12 protein-coding genes are annotated in these 16,831 nt (G+C 66.7%); all 12 read right to left on the reverse strand.

The annotated features are described in order from the left end of the window. Nucleotides 1–71 precede the first annotated feature (71 nt). A complete protein-coding gene (locus tag AC3CD9_RS12400; RefSeq protein WP_488364142.1) occupies nt 72–1,349 on the reverse strand; it encodes a S66 peptidase family protein in 1,278 nt (425 codons plus the stop codon). Beyond that, nucleotides 1,342–2,997 carry an ATP-binding cassette domain-containing protein gene (locus tag AC3CD9_RS12405; protein WP_488364143.1) on the reverse strand — a complete coding sequence of 552 codons (1,656 nt, stop codon included), beginning with the start codon at nt 2,995–2,997 and terminating at the stop codon, nt 1,342–1,344. Before AC3CD9_RS12405 ends, AC3CD9_RS12400 begins: the two co-directional genes overlap by 8 nt. Then, nucleotides 2,997–3,980 carry an ABC transporter permease gene (locus AC3CD9_RS12410; protein ID WP_488364144.1) on the reverse strand — a complete coding sequence of 328 codons (984 nt, stop codon included), beginning with the start codon at nt 3,978–3,980 and terminating at the stop codon, nt 2,997–2,999. The genes AC3CD9_RS12405 and AC3CD9_RS12410 overlap by 1 nt, the downstream gene beginning before the upstream one ends. Beyond that, nucleotides 3,980–5,185 (reverse strand): ABC transporter permease, encoded by a 1,206-nt coding sequence (locus tag AC3CD9_RS12415; RefSeq protein WP_488364145.1) that lies wholly within the window; start codon nt 5,183–5,185, stop codon nt 3,980–3,982. Before AC3CD9_RS12415 ends, AC3CD9_RS12410 begins: the two co-directional genes overlap by 1 nt. A 126-nt stretch (nt 5,186–5,311) precedes the next feature. Beyond that, entirely contained in the window at nt 5,312–7,132 is a 1,821-nt protein-coding gene (locus tag AC3CD9_RS12420; RefSeq protein ID WP_488364147.1) for an ABC transporter substrate-binding protein, read from the reverse strand. 183 nt (nt 7,133–7,315) lie between these two features. Further along, nucleotides 7,316–8,860, reverse strand: a complete 1,545-nt coding sequence (locus AC3CD9_RS12425) for a type III PLP-dependent enzyme domain-containing protein (RefSeq protein ID WP_488364148.1) — start codon at nt 8,858–8,860, stop codon at nt 7,316–7,318. Between the two features lie 167 nt (nt 8,861–9,027). Continuing rightward, a complete protein-coding gene (locus tag AC3CD9_RS12430; RefSeq protein WP_488364149.1) occupies nt 9,028–10,923 on the reverse strand; it encodes a PucR family transcriptional regulator in 1,896 nt (631 codons plus the stop codon). Between the two features lie 145 nt (nt 10,924–11,068). After that, nucleotides 11,069–11,776, reverse strand: a complete 708-nt coding sequence (locus AC3CD9_RS12435; RefSeq protein WP_488364150.1) for a response regulator transcription factor — start codon at nt 11,774–11,776, stop codon at nt 11,069–11,071. 53 nt (nt 11,777–11,829) lie between these two features. Next, entirely contained in the window at nt 11,830–13,308 is a 1,479-nt protein-coding gene (locus tag AC3CD9_RS12440) for a sensor histidine kinase (RefSeq protein WP_488364151.1), read from the reverse strand. Nucleotides 13,309–13,417: 109 nt separating this feature from the next. Further along, nucleotides 13,418–14,782 carry a 4-aminobutyrate--2-oxoglutarate transaminase gene (gene gabT, locus AC3CD9_RS12445; RefSeq protein ID WP_488364152.1) on the reverse strand — a complete coding sequence of 455 codons (1,365 nt, stop codon included), beginning with the start codon at nt 14,780–14,782 and terminating at the stop codon, nt 13,418–13,420. A 209-nt stretch (nt 14,783–14,991) separates the two neighbouring features. Next, nucleotides 14,992–16,203 carry a CAF17-like 4Fe-4S cluster assembly/insertion protein YgfZ gene (ygfZ, locus tag AC3CD9_RS12450; RefSeq protein ID WP_488364153.1) on the reverse strand — a complete coding sequence of 404 codons (1,212 nt, stop codon included), beginning with the start codon at nt 16,201–16,203 and terminating at the stop codon, nt 14,992–14,994. Nucleotide 16,204: 1 nt separating this feature from the next. Next, the gene (locus AC3CD9_RS12455) at nt 16,205–16,804 is read right to left on the reverse strand and encodes a heme-binding beta-barrel domain-containing protein (protein ID WP_488367548.1); all 600 of its coding nucleotides are present in this window, start codon (nt 16,802–16,804) and stop codon (nt 16,205–16,207) included. Nucleotides 16,805–16,831 lie beyond the last annotated feature (27 nt).

Consider the following 16,831-nt stretch of genomic DNA (forward strand, 5'->3'; position numbering starts at 1 on the left):
CTCCTGTCAATCTCGTTTCGTTCATGTCTGCCTACTCGCGAAGCGGTGAGAACCCCTTTGAGTCGGCACCGTCATGCCTGCTCATCCGCGCGATCCACCCACAGCCGCGGGCGCTCCCCGGCCTCTGCCTCGAGTGTGACGTCGACACCGAGTGGGGCACTCGGCGCATCGGGATCGTGGCCGAAGCCCATCTCCGACACGATCGGTATTCCCAGACCGCCGAGGTAGTCGATCATCAGCGCTTCCACCTCGTGGACGGGAGCGCAGTCCTCCCACGAGCCGAGCACCACCGCATCCGCCGAGGTGAACCACCCACCGCGGACCAGCTGCACCATGAGATTGTCGAGCCGGTACAGCTCTTCGTCGACGTCTTCGAGCATGAGGATGCTCGGACCCCGACGGTCGCGTCGTTCCCGCACGTCGATGAGTTCGGGACTGCCCATCCCAGCGGCGATGAGACTGAGATTTCCCCCGCCGAGGCGGCCCTTCGCCGACCCCGGAACCAACGTCTGCGCCCGGCTGAGCGGGCGGGGCGCCTCTTCCTCGGCGGTGTCCTCAGCCGCACAGTCGTGGGTGGTCGAAATGGTCACGTCCCCAGCGGTTTTCTGCGACCATTTCGACCACCTAAGCGACGGGTCGACGGCCTCCGAGAAAGAAGTGGTCGCTTTCGGAGACTTTTCGGCGCCGAAAGTATCCGATGGTGACCTATTTTTGTCCGCCGCAGCCGCAGCGGCAGCCCCCGCCGAGGCCTCTGCGGGGAAGCCGAGTTCGCGGCCGCCCCAGAGATGGAACAGCCACGAGGCCACCTCGTCGGGGACGACCGTCGAGTTCTTGAACGGATCATTACCGACCATCGGGCAGAACAGGGTCGCGACCCCGAGGTGGTGGTCCCAGGCCTGGTGGAGTGCGGTGATGTCCGAGGAGCCGGTGAGCAGCTTGGGACGGCCGTCGCGGCGCAGCATGTGCCGGCGCATGAGGTCGAAGTCGATGCCGTCGAGCAAGCGCATGGCTCCGAAGCCGCCACGCAACGCGATGACCGCGTCCGTGTCCGGATCGCACCACGCGTCGACGAGATCGGCCCGGCGCTCGGCATCCGTGCCGGCGAGGTACTTCACCCTTGGATGGCGGGCGCGGATGTTCTCACCGGGCACAACGCGCAGCCCCCAGGATTCGAGCTGGGCGATGGCTCGCTGCAGCGATTCCTCGTCGGTGGGCCCGGACGGCGCGATGAGGCGAACGGTGTCACCAGGCGCCAGCGGCGCAGAATCGAGATATGGGCTCGGCTCCCCCGCGCCGACAGACCCGAACGCACCGTCGCGCCTGGACTCAACGAACTCCGACTTACTCATTCCTCACCAGACTCTGACTTCCCAGTCGGGGAACCGCGGCGAGCAGCTCCTGCGTGTACTCGTGCTGCGGATCGGACAGCACCCTGTCGACCTCACCGTATTCGACGATCTCCCCTCTCTTCATCACCGCCACCGTATCCGCGATGTTCCAGGCCAGGCCGAGGTCGTGGGTGATGATGAGCGCACTCATCCCGAAGTTCTTCTTCAGCGCGAGGAACAGCGACAGGATCTCCCCGCGCACCGAGGCGTCCAGCGACGCCACGGGTTCATCGGCGATGAGCACCTGCGGGTCGAGCGCCAGGGCGCCGGCGATGACGACGCGCTGCCGCTGTCCGCCGGAGAGCTCCTGCGGAATCGACTCGAGATAGTCCTCGGCCGGGGTGAGCTCGGCGGCTTCGAGCGCGCCGATGACCCTCTCGTACTCCCGGTCCCTGATCCCCTGCACTTTCAGGCCCTCGACCACGGCCTCGTACACGCTGCGTTTGGGATTGAGCGATCCGGCCGGATCCTGCAGAATCATCTGCACCTTCCGCCGGAATGCTCGCAGCGCCTTCGCCTTCTTCGGCAGAGCCTTGCCCGCGAACGACAGCTGGGAACCCGCCTCCACCTCCTGCAGACCGAGCAGCGACCGCGCCAGAGTCGTCTTCCCCGAACCGGACTGGCCGACGACGGCGAGGATCTCCGCCTTCCGCAGCTGCAGATCCACACCGCGCACCGCACGTTCACGACCCCGCCGGGTGTCGAAGGCGACACTGAGGTCCTTCGCCTCGAGCACCACCTCATCCGTCATGGTGAACGGTTCAGCCCGGGCCACCTCGGCGGGCCGCTGCGTCCGGGGATTCAGCCGGGATTCGGGGTCCCCGATCTGCGGAAACGCACCGGCCAGCTGCTTCGTGTAGTCCTCCTGCGGAGACAGGCACACTTCGTCGCTGGGTCCGTATTCGACGAGGCGGCCGTGGCGCATGATCGCGAGATTCGCGCACACGGCCGAGAGCACGGCGAGGTCGTGGCTGATCATCAGCAGGGAGATTCCGCGTTCGGCGACGAGGCGGGCCAGGCCGGACAGGATCTGCTTCTGCACGATGACGTCGAGAGCAGTCGTCGGTTCGTCGGCGATGATGATATCGGGCTCGCAGGCGAGCGCCATGGCGATCATGATGCGCTGCTTCTGCCCGCCGGAGAGCTCGTGCGGATACGCAGTCGACTTCGCCGCCTCGAGGTTGACCTCGGCGAGGAGTTCGAACATCCGGTCGCGGCGCTTCTGCGGGGTCGTCCACGTGCCTTTCGAGTGGTGTTCGAGGGCTTCGATGATCTGGCTTCCCACCTCGCGGACGGGGTTGAGAGAGTGCAAGGCGCCTTGGAACACGATCGAGGCCTGCGCCCACCGGACCGCGCGGATCTGGCCGAAGCTCAGCTCCCGGATGTCCTGCCCGCCGAGGAGGACCCGCCCGTCGAGGCGAGCCGACTTCGGCAGCAGGCGCAGAGCCGACATGATCAGGGTCGATTTCCCCGACCCGGACTCCCCCGCAATGCCCAGGGTGGCACCGGCGGGCAGGTCGAGGCTGACGTCTTCCACGGCGACGACGTCGCCGCGGTCGGATGAGGAGCGGTAGGTGATCGAGACATTCTCGAATTGCAGATCGGTCATCAGCGGCTCCTCAGGGCAGGGTTGATGATGGCCTCGAATGCGCGCCCGACCATCGTGAAGGCGAGCACGACGAGCAGAATCGCGATGCCCGGGGTGAGCACGTACCACCAGTAGCCGGAGGTCGCCGCGGACACGTCCATCGAGTTCTTGAGGATCGTCCCCCACGATTCCTTCGACGTGTCCCCGAGGCCGAGGAACGACAGCGTCGATTCGGCGATGATCGCCCCACCGACGGTCAGCGTCGTGTTCGCGAGCACGAGCGGCATCACCGCCGGCAGCAGGTGACGGAACAGGATATGGGAATGACCGGCACCGAGGATGCGCGCCCTTTCGATGTAGAGCCGAGATTCGACGCTCAACGTCTGTGAGCGCACGATCCGTGCGGTCGACGCCCATGAGGTCAGTCCGATGGCGACGACGATCGTGAAGACTCCGCGCTCGAGAACGGAGGAGAGCACGATCGCGAGAAGCAGGGACGGCAGGACGATGAAGAAGTCGACGATGCGCATGATGATGCCGCCGAACAGTCCCGTGAAGTGACCTGCGGCCAGGCCCATGATGGTGCCGATGATCATCGACATGACGGTCGCTGCGACGCCGACGAGGATCGACACGCGCGCTCCCCAGAGGATGCGCACCCACAGCTCCCGTCCCAGGTCATCGGTGCCCAAGGGGTGGTCGAGGCTCGGCGGGGCATAGCGCGGCACGTCGAGCTGCTTCGTGACATCGAGCATCGAGGCCGGGGCGATGAGCGGTGCGGCGATCGCGATGACGATGAAGAAGAGGAGCACGACGGCGCCGATGAGCGCCGGGACGTCGGAGCGGAAGAGCGCCCAGTTCTTCTTCGCGTTGTTCAGGCGGCGTTCGCGGACGAGCTTCGCGCCGTCGACGGCGGGGGTGGATCCCCGTGTCTCCGAACCACGCGGATTCGGTTCGTTCGATGAGGGGTCGGGGGCCGCCTCGGCGGGGGTGTTCGCGCTCATCAGGCCCTCCTGACGCGGGGATCGAGGAATCGGTAGACGATGTCGGCGGCGAGGTTCATCACGATGATGATCGCCGAGAATACGACGAAGGTGCCCTGCAGCAGCGGCAGGTCGGGGCCGCGGATGGCTTCGAAGGTGAGTTTGCCCAGTCCCGGCCACGAGAACACGGCTTCGACGGTGACGGCGCCGGCGATGAGTCCGCCGATGTGGAGGAAGACGACGGTGACGGTCGGCAGCAGCGCGTTGGGCACGGCGTGACGGCGGCGGACCTCATCCTCGGTGAGTCCTTTTGCGCGGGCGGTCGTGAGGTAGTCCTCGTTCATCTCCTCGAGCAGGGAGGCGCGCATGATCATGAGGAACTGCGCATAGACGACGGCGACGAGCGAGACGACGGGGAGGATGAGGTGTTTGATGACGTCGATGATTCCGGCCGGTGACCACGGGTCGAGGCCGGGGGTGATCATGCCGCCGGTGGGCAGCCATTGGAGGGTGCCGCCGAAGATCATGAGCAGGATGAGGCCGAGCCAGAACGTCGGCACGGACCAGAAGATCAGCGAGGTCGAGGAGGCGAGCTTGTCGAACAGGGTGTTGCGGCGCCAGGCCGAGATCTGTCCGAGCCACAGGCCCAGGACGATGGCGATGACGGCCGCGGTGGCGGTGAGCAGCAGGGTCGGGCCGAGGTATTCGCCGATGAGCGCCGACACGGACTTCCGGTACACGTAGGACTCGCCGAGGTCGCCGCTGACGATGCCGACGAGGTAGTCCCAGAACTGGACGATCACGGGTTTGTCGAGTCCGTACTGGCTGCGCAGTTCGGCGATCTGCGCCGGGGACATCGGCCGTTCCTTCGCGATCTTGAGCACGGGATCGCCGGGCAGCATCCGGAACGCGAAGAAGCCGAGCACGATGACGAGGACCATCGAGGTCGCGGCCCCGCCGAGCTTGCGCAGGAAGTAGCGGGTGAACGATCCGCCGGCCGGTGGTTCGTCCATATCGACGGTGGCGGGGTTCGCGTCGGCAGGGTTCGCGTCGGCGGGGTTCGCGTCGGCAGGGTTCGCCGCGTCGGCGGAATTCGCGTCGGCGGTTGCCGCGGTTCCCCTCGCCGAGGCGGGGCTGGGGTTCGTGGGGTCGGTGCCCGGGTTCGCCGTGCCAGTTCCTCGGTCAGGGCGATCCCCGGACTGGGGATCGTGGGTGGGTGTGCTCACTGTGGTGCTCCAGGTGGTGGGGACGGGCCCGTGGGCCCGGGTGCCGCGGGTGGTGCGGACTGGCCCGTGAGTCCGGGTGCCGCAGGTGGTGCGGATGGCGCGGCACCCGGACTGTGGGTGTGGGGACTATTCGCGGTCGTCGGACTTCTTGCGACGGCTGAGCAGCCAGCCGCCTCCGCCGAGGACGACGATGACCGCTGCCGCGATGCCGATCCACCCTCCTGCGCCCATTCCGCCGCCGGTGGCTTCCTCTTCGCTGACGGGTTCGACCGAGGAGTAGCCCCAGTAGCCGACCTGGTTGGCGATGGCACCGCCGTCGCTGGGCTGTTTGGTGAAGTTGTCGAACCGGTCGGAGCGGTAGGCCTCGAGCTGGTTCGGGTACCACAGCGTCACCGAGGGAGCCTCCTCGTAGTGGATGGCCTGGGCCTTCTGCACGAGGTCCTGACGCTTGGCCTGGTCGAGTTCGACGTGCTGAGCCTGATAGAGCTTGTCGAATTCCTTGTTGCACCAGCCGTCCTGGCTGGTGCCGCCGTTGCCTTCGGCATCAGGGCGCTGACCGCAGGTGTTGATGCTCAGCTGGTAGTCGGGATCGGGGTTGATCGACCAGCCGGAGAAATACATATCGTAGTCGCCCTTGGTGGTGCGTTCGGACTCGGTGTCGGCGTCCGTCGATTCGTTCTTCAGGTCGATTCCGATGTCCTTCATCCACGGTTTGAGGAACTTCGCGGTGCTCTGCTCCGTCGGGATGTCGGCGTCGGTGAGGAAGCGCAGCTGCAGCTTCTCGCCGTCCTTCTCGCGGATGCCGCCGGATCCTTCCTTCCAGCCGGCGTCGTCGAGGAGCTTCTTCGCCTTGTCGACGTCGAACCCGCTGATGACGGAGTTGTCGGACTTGAGTGCCCAGTCCGGGTAGACGGCGGGGATGAAGCTCGTGGCCGGCTGCGCATAGTCCTGCATGACCTGCTTGCGCAGGGTCTCGGTGTCGATGCCGGCGCGGATTGCCTGGCGGACCTTCTTGTCCCCCAGCGCCTCGTGGCCGGTGCCGAACTCCTTGCCCTTGGCGTCGGCGACGCCCGAGTTGATGGAGATTCCGTTGAAGCGGCGGCCGTTGCCGTCGTTGAGTTCGACGTTGTCCGCGTTCTCCAGCGCCGTGAACTGGTCGGGGCTGAGCCCGGTGATGAAGTCGACTTCGCCGGAGCGGATCGCCTGCACCTGCGCATCGGAGTTCGTGTAGTAGCGGTACTGGATCTCGTCGAGCTTCGGCTTGCCGCGCCAGAAGTTCGGGTTCGCCTTGAGCGTGATCGACTTGTTCGCCTCGTAGCTCTCGAGCTGGAAGGGCCCCGAGCCGACGGACTTCTCGTCGTTCTTGAATTCGCCGGGCTTGTCGATCTTCGACCAAACGTGCTCGGGCACGACGGGGATCTCCTGGCCGGGGTTGTTCGCCTGCGGCTTCTTCAGAGTGATCTTGACGGTGCCGTCGTCGGGGGCCTCGACCTTGTCGAAGTTCTCGACGAGGCTGCCGTTGGCCACCGCCATCTCTTCTTTCTCCATCATCTGGTTGTAGGTCCAGGCGACGTCTTTCGAGGTCAGCGGTTCACCGTCGGACCATTTCATGTCCGGACGGATCGTGTAGGTCCAGACCTTGCCCTCGGAGTCCGTGTTCCATTCGGTGGCGAGCCCCTCGGTGATCGAACCGTCCTTGGCGTCGTTGGCCACGAGGTTCTCGTACATGTACCGGAAGGTGTTCGTCGGCACGAGGTAGAAGGACGTGAACGGGTTGAAGGAGTCGATGAAACCGTCGGTGGCGATCCGCAGCACGTTCTCGGAGGCCGGAGCCTCCGAGGTGGCGGCCTGCGCCGGGGAGGTCGCCATCGATCCGGCAAGGGCGAGTGCTGCGACTCCGGCCAGGCACCGTTGCCAGCCTCTGCGCAGTGAGTGTGAAGTGAACATCTTCGTCTTTCTTCTCGTGCGGTGATTCACTTGTCCTCCCCTGACCCAGGTGAATCGGGGTGTTCTCCCGGGTCAGAGCAGATGTGTTCTCCATCACTCTACGTTCGAAGTGACGTGAAAACGGCACAACAACACACAAATATGCCTGCCGGTCACTGTGCAGATGCCACAGGCGACTCGAAATCAGCTGCCGTGGGCAAGGGGTTCGGCAGCGGTTTCGCGGTTATCCGAACTCAGCGCACGGCCGTCCGAGCTCAGCCCGCGGCTCGCCTGGCTCAGCCCGCGGTCGTACGGACTGAGCGCACGGTTGTCCGGACTCAGCGGGCGCAGCTCGGTCTCGCCCGCCTCGGCGAGGATTTCAGCGATCGTCTGCCCGCGGCGGATGATGCTGAACTCGATGCCGCCGTCAGGAGCAGTGCGGTAGCCGAAGATCGGCACCCGCGGGAGCAGATTGTAGGAGAACGGATTCGAGAAGTAATAGGCGCCTGTCTCCGGTATGGCGACGAGGTCACCTGCATCGAGACGCGGCAGCATCCGATCCCGGGCCAGGAGGTCGCCGGAGAAGCAGGCGGGCCCGGCGACGTCGGTCGGGACGATCTCGGTGCCGGCCTCCTCGGCGATCTTGGGGTTCCCGTCCGGGGTGAACGGCAGGATCCGCAGGGGCCAGTCGTTCGGGGCATAGGCGGTGCGGGTGGCGACCTGGACACCGGCCTGGGTCATGACGATCCGGCGCCCGCCGGTGGTCTTCGCGTATTCGACGCGGGTGAGGATGGTGCCGGCCTTGGCGAGGAGAGCGCGGCCGAATTCGGTGACGATGTCGAAGTCGAACAGGCCCGGCACCTCCTCTTCGAGCACCGAGCGGTAGTCGGCGAAGGTCGGGGTGATGTCCTCGCCGTCGAAGTTCACCGACAGTCCCCCGCCGATGTCGATGCGCGTGATCCGGCGGGCCGAGGCACGGGAGTTGATCTCCTCGGCGAGGTCGACGGCGGCGCGGATTCCGACGGCGGCCTTGTCGAGGCTGATGCCCTGCGAGCCGGAGTGGACGTGGATCTGGCTCAGCCATGGGCGAGCGAGGTAGGCCTCGATGAGGGCCTCCCGGGCGCCCGGGTCGGCGAGTCCGATACCGAATTTCGAGGTTTCGGTGGCGGTGCTCAGGGCGCCGATCGCGCCCGTGCCCGACTGCGGATTGATGCGGATTCCGATCTTCGCCGAGGCGGCCGTGGCGGCCGTGCTGTTTCGATCCGCCAAGATCGTGTCCAGGCGGGCGAGTTCGTCGAAGTTGTCGGCGTTGATCGAGACGCCGAGGTCGACGGCGCGGCACAGTTCGGCCCAGGTCTTGGCCGGGGAGTCGAAGACGATGCGATCGGGGGCGAACCCGGCCGAGAGGGCGAGCTCGAGTTCGCCGGGGCTGGCGACCTCGCAGCCGGCTCCCGCCTCGGCGAACCGACGCAGCAGCGACGGCAGCGGCACCGCCTTGCACGCCACTGCGTGGAGCACCTCGCGGTCCGTTTCGAACGCCGAGGTCAGCCGGTCGAAGGCGGTGTCGACCCAGTCGAGGTCCATGAGTCCGAGCACGGCCGCCTCATCGGTCAGCGCGGGGACGGAGTCCGATTGCGCGGAGGCGTTTGCCGGCAGTGTGGGCGCCGAATCCGACTGTGCAGGAGCCGAATCCGACTGCGTGGAGGCATGTGCCGACTGTGCGGGAGCGGCTGAGTGGTGAGGCGACACGCTGTTCTCCGCGATCGTTCGGATTGCTCGGGCGCGACGGTTCGGAATCGCATGGTGATGACTGGGCATAACGTCCTTTGTTCGAGATCTGTTGTCACTTTAGGACGGCTGACCTCGAAGAACGCACGATAATTCGCCAACGTTCGCGGGGGCTGATTGTAGGTTTCTCACGACCGGTCGTGAGCGAGCACGGAGAGTTCGAGCCAGAGCCGTTCGGCCGGTTCCGCCGTTGAGAGTCCGGTGATCTCCTCGATCCGGCCGAGGCGGTGTCGCAGCGAATTCGTGTGCACATGAAGCCGGCGGGATGCCTCGGCCGAGTTGCCGACCGTGGCGAAGTAGACCCGCAGGGTCTCGAGCAGGCTGCCGTTGTGCTGACCGTCGTGAGCGGCCAGCGCCTGTGCCGGACCAAGCACTCCGGCGCCCGACGGAGTCCGCTGGCCGGTGAGCGCTCGCCCGTCGGCCGGTCCGGGCCCTCCGCCGATCACGCGCTCATCTGCGGCCAGCAGCGTATCGGCGACCTGCAGACCCACGACCCTCGCTGCCACGTCGCGGATGGTCGCCCCGACGATTCGGCCGTGAGCACTCGGACTTGCGCGCGTACCCGAGCTCTTCTGTGGGGTCGGGTCCACGTCCTGATCGTCGTCCGCGCCAGGACCCGCCTCGGTGACGGCCTGCACGGCGTCGACGACGTATGCGGCTTCGGTCCACGACCGGTGCACGGCATCGAGCCGATCGACCGGAGTGCCGACCCCGAAGCACAGGGTCTCCGTCGCCGGCAGGGACCTGCGCAGAGCGGCGATGACGTGATCGCGCACCTGTTCGGCGTTCATCGGCTCGTTCATCTGCACCAATGCCGCGAGGTGGACCCGCTCCCCGGTTCCGGATCGACCCATGCTGACATCTGCCGGGCCGACAGGGACAGAACCATGTCCGGCGTGTGCGGCACCGGCAGAGCTCACGTGCGCGAGCACGGCATCGGCGAAGGCAGCCCGCAGATGGAACCGCAGGACGGGCTCTCGGTCGGGGGCCACCTCGGTGAAGGCAAGGACGCAGAAGCTGCCCGAGAACGGCAGCGACAACAGGGTCGCCGACGGCCCGAGATCGGCCGAACCGGCGAGGATCCCGCCGAGAGCCTCCCGGCGGATGCGCTTCTCGAACGGTGACCGGCGCAGGGTCCGCAGCATCACGGGCAGGGCCGCGCGAGCGGCGTCGCGCAGCACCTCGCGCAGCGGTTCGGGGTCGACCTCGGCCGGGTAGGCCGCCCAGATCGTCCCGATGAGTTCGCCCTCGCTGCGCAGGGCGATGACCGATCGAGCCGGTGATGTGCCTTCGGCGGGACGTTCGACGACATCGGTGGAACGACGGATCGTGTCGAGGAACCCGGATTCCTCGAGTTCGGCGATCCGCCAGTCGGGAATGGCCCCGGACAGGATCGTCTCGCGACGGATCTCATCGAGTTCGTCGCCGAGGTTCGCATGCGCGAGCACTCGCGAGGCCGGGTCCTCGATCGTGATCGACGCGCCCGTGGTTTCGGCGATGACGGCGGCCAGGGCGCTGAGGTCGTCGACATCAGGCCAGGCCAGGGCGCTCGTCGCCCCTTCGATGAGCTGTCGCAGATGGACGAGGATCTCCGACCACGTCACATGCGGCGATCGTTCGAGGAGGACCGGAGCCCGGCCCACACTCCCCCGCAGGTCGGCCCCGTCACCGAGGTGACTGTGCGTTCCGGGCGGGACGACGAGGGCGGCGGCTCCCGCATAGTCGGTCAGCACGGAATCGAGTCCGGCAGGGCTGCGCACCGGTTCGGTGACGAGGACGACGGTCCCGTTCACGGAGCCGTGGTCGGCGGCCCCGGCAGGCGCGGACGTGTGCGCAGTGGTGCGCTGATCGGCGCGTGGTGCAGTGAGCGCTGCGGCCGACGGCTCTGTGGAAGCGGCTGGCAGGTCGAAACCGAATTCGACTCGCGCGACCGCGACGTCGTCGGCCACCTCCGTCAGCGGCAGGAGGAACCCCTCCGTGTCCCGGATCAGGCGGGACAGTCGCGGACTCGCGGTGTCGGTCATGCTCCCACTGTAGTCAACGACCGACCGTGGTCGGGAGGGTCTGCGCCAACGGAACCGGTCGCCTCGGCGGGGTGGGATCAACTGGACGGGTCAGCCGCCTCGGCGGGGGTGAGTCGAATCAGCCAGCCGCCTCGGCGGGGGTGGATCATTCCGGGGAGAAGAATTTGAACTGGAGGGCGCGGACGACGAGCTGGGCGAGATTGCGCGCCCCGAGTTTGAGGCGCAGGTTGCGGGCGTGCGACTTCATGGTGGACATGGCCACCGATTGGTCGGCGGCGATCTCCTCGTAGCTGTGGCCCTGGCAGAGCAGGGTGAGCAGCTCCATCTCGCGGGCGGTCAGCTGCGGTGCCGCGTCGGGGGCGTCGGGCAGGGGGTCACCGCTGATGACGATGTCCTCGGCCAACCCTCTGAGCAGTTCGGGGCTCTCCCCCGCCGAGGCGGCCCGCACGATCGAGACGAGTTCCCTCTCCCCGGCCGACTTGTTGATCACGGCGAGTGCGCCGGCTTCGAGCCCGCGGGCGATTCCCGGACCGGGAGACACGGTCGTCAGGAGCACGACGCGGGCTTCGGGGTCGAGGTCCATGATCGCAGCCGTCGCATCGACGCCGCTCATTCCCGGCGGCATGTTGACGTCCATGAGGACGAGGTCAGGACGTTCGGCGTCGAAGGCGGCGATGGCCTCCTCCCCGGAGTGGACGGGGTCGAGGACACGGAAGGAACCCGAATCATCGAGCGCCGCCGCCACCGCTCGTGTCGTCCACGAATCGTCATCGACGACGAGTACGGAGGTGCGTGCGGCGAAGTCAGGGGTCATGTCGTGGCCGGCCTGCGGCGTGGTCGCTTCCGGTCTCACATGAGGGGGCGCCTCCGAGGTCCGGGACGGGGCCGCGTGGGAGTGTGACGTCATCAGGCGTCGACCTTGTCCCGGCCGCCCTTCGTGCGGCTGCCGTTGCTGTGGCTGCCGTTGCTGAGGCGGTAGGTCTCCACGCCCGAGAGGTCGGAACCAGCGGAGTCCGTGCTCGTGAGTCGGTCGGGGGCGTCGGTGGCGGCCGCCTCAGCAGAGGTTGGCAACGAACCTGTTGCCTCGGCGCTGGTGTCGAAGTCGTCATCGACGACGTCGATCATGCCCGCGTTCGAGGAAGACCGCGCGGTATCCGATTTCGAGGAAGCCGGCGCGGACGGGGAGACGAAACGGATCGGCAGGGCCACCTCGACGACGGTTCTCCTCCGTTCATCCTCGTCCACCCGGCAGACGCCGCCCACGGCCGTGGCCCGGCGGGACAGCGACCGCGGCGCCTGGGTCAGGACCGTCGGGGATTCGTTCGTGCTGCGGCAGAGCAGTTCGGCCCGGTCACCGCGCTCACCTCGCATTTCGACGGCGAGGGTGGCGGGGGTGCCCGGAACGGAGTGGCGGATGACGTTCGTGGCGAGCTCGAGCATCACGGCCCGGAAATGGTGTGACAAGGTGCCGGTCGCGTGGGTCGGCAGCGGGGAGAGTTCAGTGGTCAGCGGAACGGAACCGGCCGCACACCCGTCTTCGATCGCGGTCGTCAGCTGCTCCGCCTCGGCGCGGAACCGGACCCGAGAGGTGGCGGAGTCCCCGGTGCAGGCCTCGGTCTCCCACCTGCTCAGGCTCGTCACCAGCTGTCGGAGCCGTTTCGTGGCCTCGGCGTTGACCAGCGCCAACTCGGCGAGGAGGCGGTCCGCGGTCTCGGAATCGGTTTCCTTCGCCAGGGTGCGGATGATCGCGGATTCGGTGGTCAGCGAGTGCGAGATGGTGTCGTGCATATCGCTGGTGAACCGGGCGCGCATGGCATCGAGTGACTTCTGGTGGTCGACGGCGGCGCGTTCGCGGCGGTCGATCTCACTGCGGATTCGAGCTTCGACGAAGGACGCACACAGGCCGAGGATCGAGTAGGTCAGCCAGCCGTAGCCGAGGTCGGTGAACCCTTCGAAGCCGGCGTCATAGGATCCGAGTCGGGTCGATGCGCCGAGGTAGACGGCCAGTCCGACGGTGCCCAGCGCGAAGCCGATCCAGCGGCGGCGGCTGATCAGGACCGCGGTGGCGAGGATGAGCGCCTCGGGGAACATGTTCTCCAGGTCCGGGTAAAGCATGGAGAAAGCGATGCCCAGTCCGGTCGTCGCGATGACGATGCTCAGCGGCAGGAAGCCGGCTAAGACGATAAGTCCGTAGGCGAGGATGAGCAGGCCTGCGTAGCGGGGTTCGGTGATCTCGAAGGACCCGGGCACGAGGATCGTCAGCCCCATGATGAGGGCCAGCAGACGGATCGGCAGATCGATGAAGCGAGGCCCTCGAAGGAATTGCCACACTCGGGCCGGGACGCCCGCTGACGTGCCGGTCGCGCTGTCGATCTCTGAAGTCATGGCTTCTATTGTGCTACAACTGCCTCCCCCGAACTACCTGACGGCGGCCCAGCAACCTCGCGCGAGGTTGCTGGGCCGCCGTCAGGTAGTAATTGGGATGAGGGTCGGGTCAGCCGAGGAGTTCGGCGAGGGCGGCCTCGATGACATCGAATGCGTCGTTCAGCAGCTCGTCGGAGATCGTCAGCGGCGGCAGGAAGCGCAGGATGTTGCTGAAGGTTCCCGTGGTGAGCACGAGGACGCCGTTCTTCGCGCAGTAGTCCGCGATCTTCTTCACGAGATCCGGGTTCGGCTCGATCGAATCGAGTTCGACGAACTCTGCGGCGATCATGGCACCGCGGCCGCGGATATCGCCGACCTCGGGGTACTTCGACTGCAGCTTCGTCAGGCGGTCGACGATGGTCTCGCCGATGGCCAGGGCACGCTCGGGCAGTCCGTCCTCTTCGTACGAGGCGATGGCGCCGAGTGCGGCGGCACATGCGGCGGGGTTGCCGCCGTAGGTTCCGCCGAGGCGGCCCGGTCCGACCGAGTCCATGATGTCCGCGCGACCGGTCACGGCCGACAGCGGCAGACCGCCGGCGATGCCCTTGGCCGTGGTGATGAGGTCGGGCACGATGCCCTCCCACTCGGAGGCGAACATCTTGCCGGTGCGGGCGAATCCGGCCTGCACCTCGTCGGCGACGAAGACGATGCCCTTCTCGCGGGCGTAGTCGACGAGCGTGGGCAGGAAGCCCTCGGCCGGGACGATGAAGCCGCCCTCACCCTGGATGGGTTCGATGACGATCGCGGCGACGTATTCGGAGCCGATCTGCTTCTCGATCATCGTGATGACGCGCTTGGCCGCGTCCTCACCGCTGATCTTCGTGCCCGCCGCATCGTTGTCGCGGTACGGGTAGGACATAGGTGCGCGGTAGACCTCACCGGCGAAGGGACCGAAGCCGGCCTTGTAGGGCGCTGCCTTCGCAGTCATCGCCATGGTCAGGTTGGTCCGACCGTGGTAGGCATGGTCGAAGACGACGACGGCGTCGCGACCGGTGTGGGCGCGAGCGATCTTCACAGCGTTCTCGACGGCCTCGGCACCGGAGTTGAGCAGCACGGTGCGCTTCTCGTGGTCACCCGGGGTGAGGCGGTTGAGGGCTTCGGCGACCTCGACGTAGCTCTCGTAGGGGTTGACCATGAAGCAGGTGTGGGTGAAGGCCTCGAGCTGGGCTTTCGCGGCCTCGACCACTCGGGGGTTCGCGTTGCCGGCCGTGGTCACGGCGATGCCCGAGCCGAGGTCGATGAGCTGGTTGCCGTCGGCGTCCTTGAGGATGCCGCCGCCGGCCGCAACCACGTAGGCGGGCAGGCTCGAACCGACACCGGTCGCCACGGCTGACTTGCGACGTTCCTCGATCTCACGGGACTTCGGTCCCGGAATCTCGGTGACGATCTTACGTTCCTGCGGCAGAGCTTCGCCGCCAATTTCCAAAGCTGTCATAAGGGGAAGAATAGGGGCAATCGACGCTTTTTGTCACTTGCCGTCCGAGGGCTGAGCAGAACCGCCCGCAATGGAGAGACGAACGCGCGGATTCGGTCCAGTTCGGGTACGAAATCCGCAGCCGTTCACCGACCGTCGAATCCCCTAGTCAGACCGTCGACACCGAAGACCACCTACGGTACCGGCAGCGTACCCGACGCTCCCGGTAATCAGCGGTTCTGACTGCGGGCGTCGACGTCCCTGTTCCGTTCCGGAAGCACGCGCTCGTGCTCGCGCATCGGCACGACGATCGTCTCCTGAGCACCGATGACGCGTTCGCCGTCGCCGATTTCGAAGCTCAGCTGCGCCTCGGGGGCCAGGTTCCGTTTGACCACGGCCAGACCGATCGGTCCGAGCTCCCAGTGCACGGTCACCGAGGTCAGACTGCCAACAGATCGTTCGGATCCGCGGACCTCGGCAAGCACCTCGGTGCCGGGATCCGGGGCGATGTGCCCGGACCCGTCGAGATGGACGAAGGTCAGGCGCCTGGGCGGCTGACCGAGATTGTGGACGCGCGCCACCGCTTCCTGACCGCGGTAGCAGCCCTTGGCCAGGTGCACGGCCGTGCGCAGCAAGTCGAGTTCGCCGACGAGGGCCTTGTGATCGATTTCATTTCGACCCGGTCGCCAGGCGGCGATCCGCAGAGCCTCCCAGGCGTCGAAGCCGGCCATGTCGAAGCCGTTCGCCGACAGCCCCTGCAAGTCAGAGCGCTTGACGATGCCGATGACGAACGGAGTCTCGAGACCCGGGTGGTCGGTTCCGGCGACGTCGTGCCCGATGTCGATCTGCGCGTAGGAGGCCGAACCGCTTCCGATATGCGGCCACGGATCGGACCAGGTCCGGGTGACGGGCAGGGCCTCCGGCAGAGCGGTGATGGCACCGAAGCACTGATAGTCGTCGCTGAGGTCCTCGATCTCGACGCGCATCATGAAGACCATCTTGCGCAGGAAGTCCAGAGTCGCATCGGTGTTGAGGTCGCTGATCGCCCACAGCGCCTCACCGTCGTCGACGAGCTTCAGCCAGCCCTCGATGCGACCGTTCGGATCGAGCACGAGGGTTTCGGTGGACACGCCGGGGGCCAGGGTGTCGATCTTCTGCGTGGTGATCGAGTTCAGCCAGGTCAGACGGTCGGGTCCGCTCAGACGCAGCACGCGGAGATGAGCGAGGTCGACGAGACCGTCCTTCTCCGCGAGCACGCGCTGCTCACGCAGTGGAGCTCCGTAGTGGATGGGCGTCTCGGCGAGGTCGCCGGCCCCGAGCACCGCGGTCGAGCTCAGCCCGCGGGCCAGCGACGAGCGCCGAACCGCCTCGGTGGGGGTGTCGGTGTTCTCCGGCGACGGCGAATCGTTGAAGTCAGAATTCGGCGACACGGGATCAGTCATCTTAAGACAGCTTCTTCAATCTGGCAGAGGAGTGGGAGGCGAGTTCGTGGCCCTTGGCTGCCATGTCCCAGGCCCACATGAGTTCGCCGCCGACGAGGCCGTACATCCGCGTCGAGGCGGTGTACTCCTTCGCGGTCTTGGTCCTGGCCACCACGTCGGTGGCCAGATCGATGCGCGGTCCTTTGACGGTTCCGGCGTAGAGTTCCATGACTCCGTGCGGGTGAACGATCTCGGCTTCGATCTCGAAGGCGTCGTCGTTCGTGCGCAGGGTTTCGACCGCTGCGGCCGAGGTGAAGGACTGCGGTTCGGTCGGCACCATCATCCCCGGGCCGACGTCGCCGTCGTCGTGCTGACGCACGAGCTGCCAGATTCCGGTCTCGAGAGTCAGGGTCGACTCGAGATCACCGGACTCGCTGAGCAGCCACGCATGCGCGGTGTACTGGAGGAAGGGCGTGCCCTCATGGGCAACGAAGTCGATGCGCTGGCCGAACTGCTTCTCAGGAGTGTCCGCATAGCCGACGACACCGACGCCTTCCCACGACCCGATCAGCCAGGACAGAGGGACGAGCTCGGGATGGACCGAGACATCGAGTTCGATCACCATCAGGGATCAGCGGTTGTCTTTGAA

The organism is Brevibacterium sp. MGP-B1 (genome assembly GCF_057766545.1).

Coding starts and splice junctions, on each gene's coding strand:
- gabT (WP_488364152.1), bottom strand. CDS start 14,782: ATGACAGCTTTGGAAATTGGCGGCGAAGCTCTGCCGCAGGAACGTAAG.
- ygfZ (WP_488364153.1), bottom strand. CDS start 16,203: ATGACTGATCCCGTGTCGCCGAATTCTGACTTCAACGATTCGCCGTCG.
- AC3CD9_RS12440 (WP_488364151.1), bottom strand. CDS start 13,308: ATGACTTCAGAGATCGACAGCGCGACCGGCACGTCAGCGGGCGTCCCG.
- AC3CD9_RS12420 (WP_488364147.1), bottom strand. CDS start 7,132: ATGTTCACTTCACACTCACTGCGCAGAGGCTGGCAACGGTGCCTGGCC.
- AC3CD9_RS12400 (WP_488364142.1), bottom strand. CDS start 1,349: ATGAGTAAGTCGGAGTTCGTTGAGTCCAGGCGCGACGGTGCGTTCGGG.
- AC3CD9_RS12405 (WP_488364143.1), bottom strand. CDS start 2,997: ATGACCGATCTGCAATTCGAGAATGTCTCGATCACCTACCGCTCCTCA.
- AC3CD9_RS12410 (WP_488364144.1), bottom strand. CDS start 3,980: ATGAGCGCGAACACCCCCGCCGAGGCGGCCCCCGACCCCTCATCGAAC.
- AC3CD9_RS12430 (WP_488364149.1), bottom strand. CDS start 10,923: ATGACCGACACCGCGAGTCCGCGACTGTCCCGCCTGATCCGGGACACG.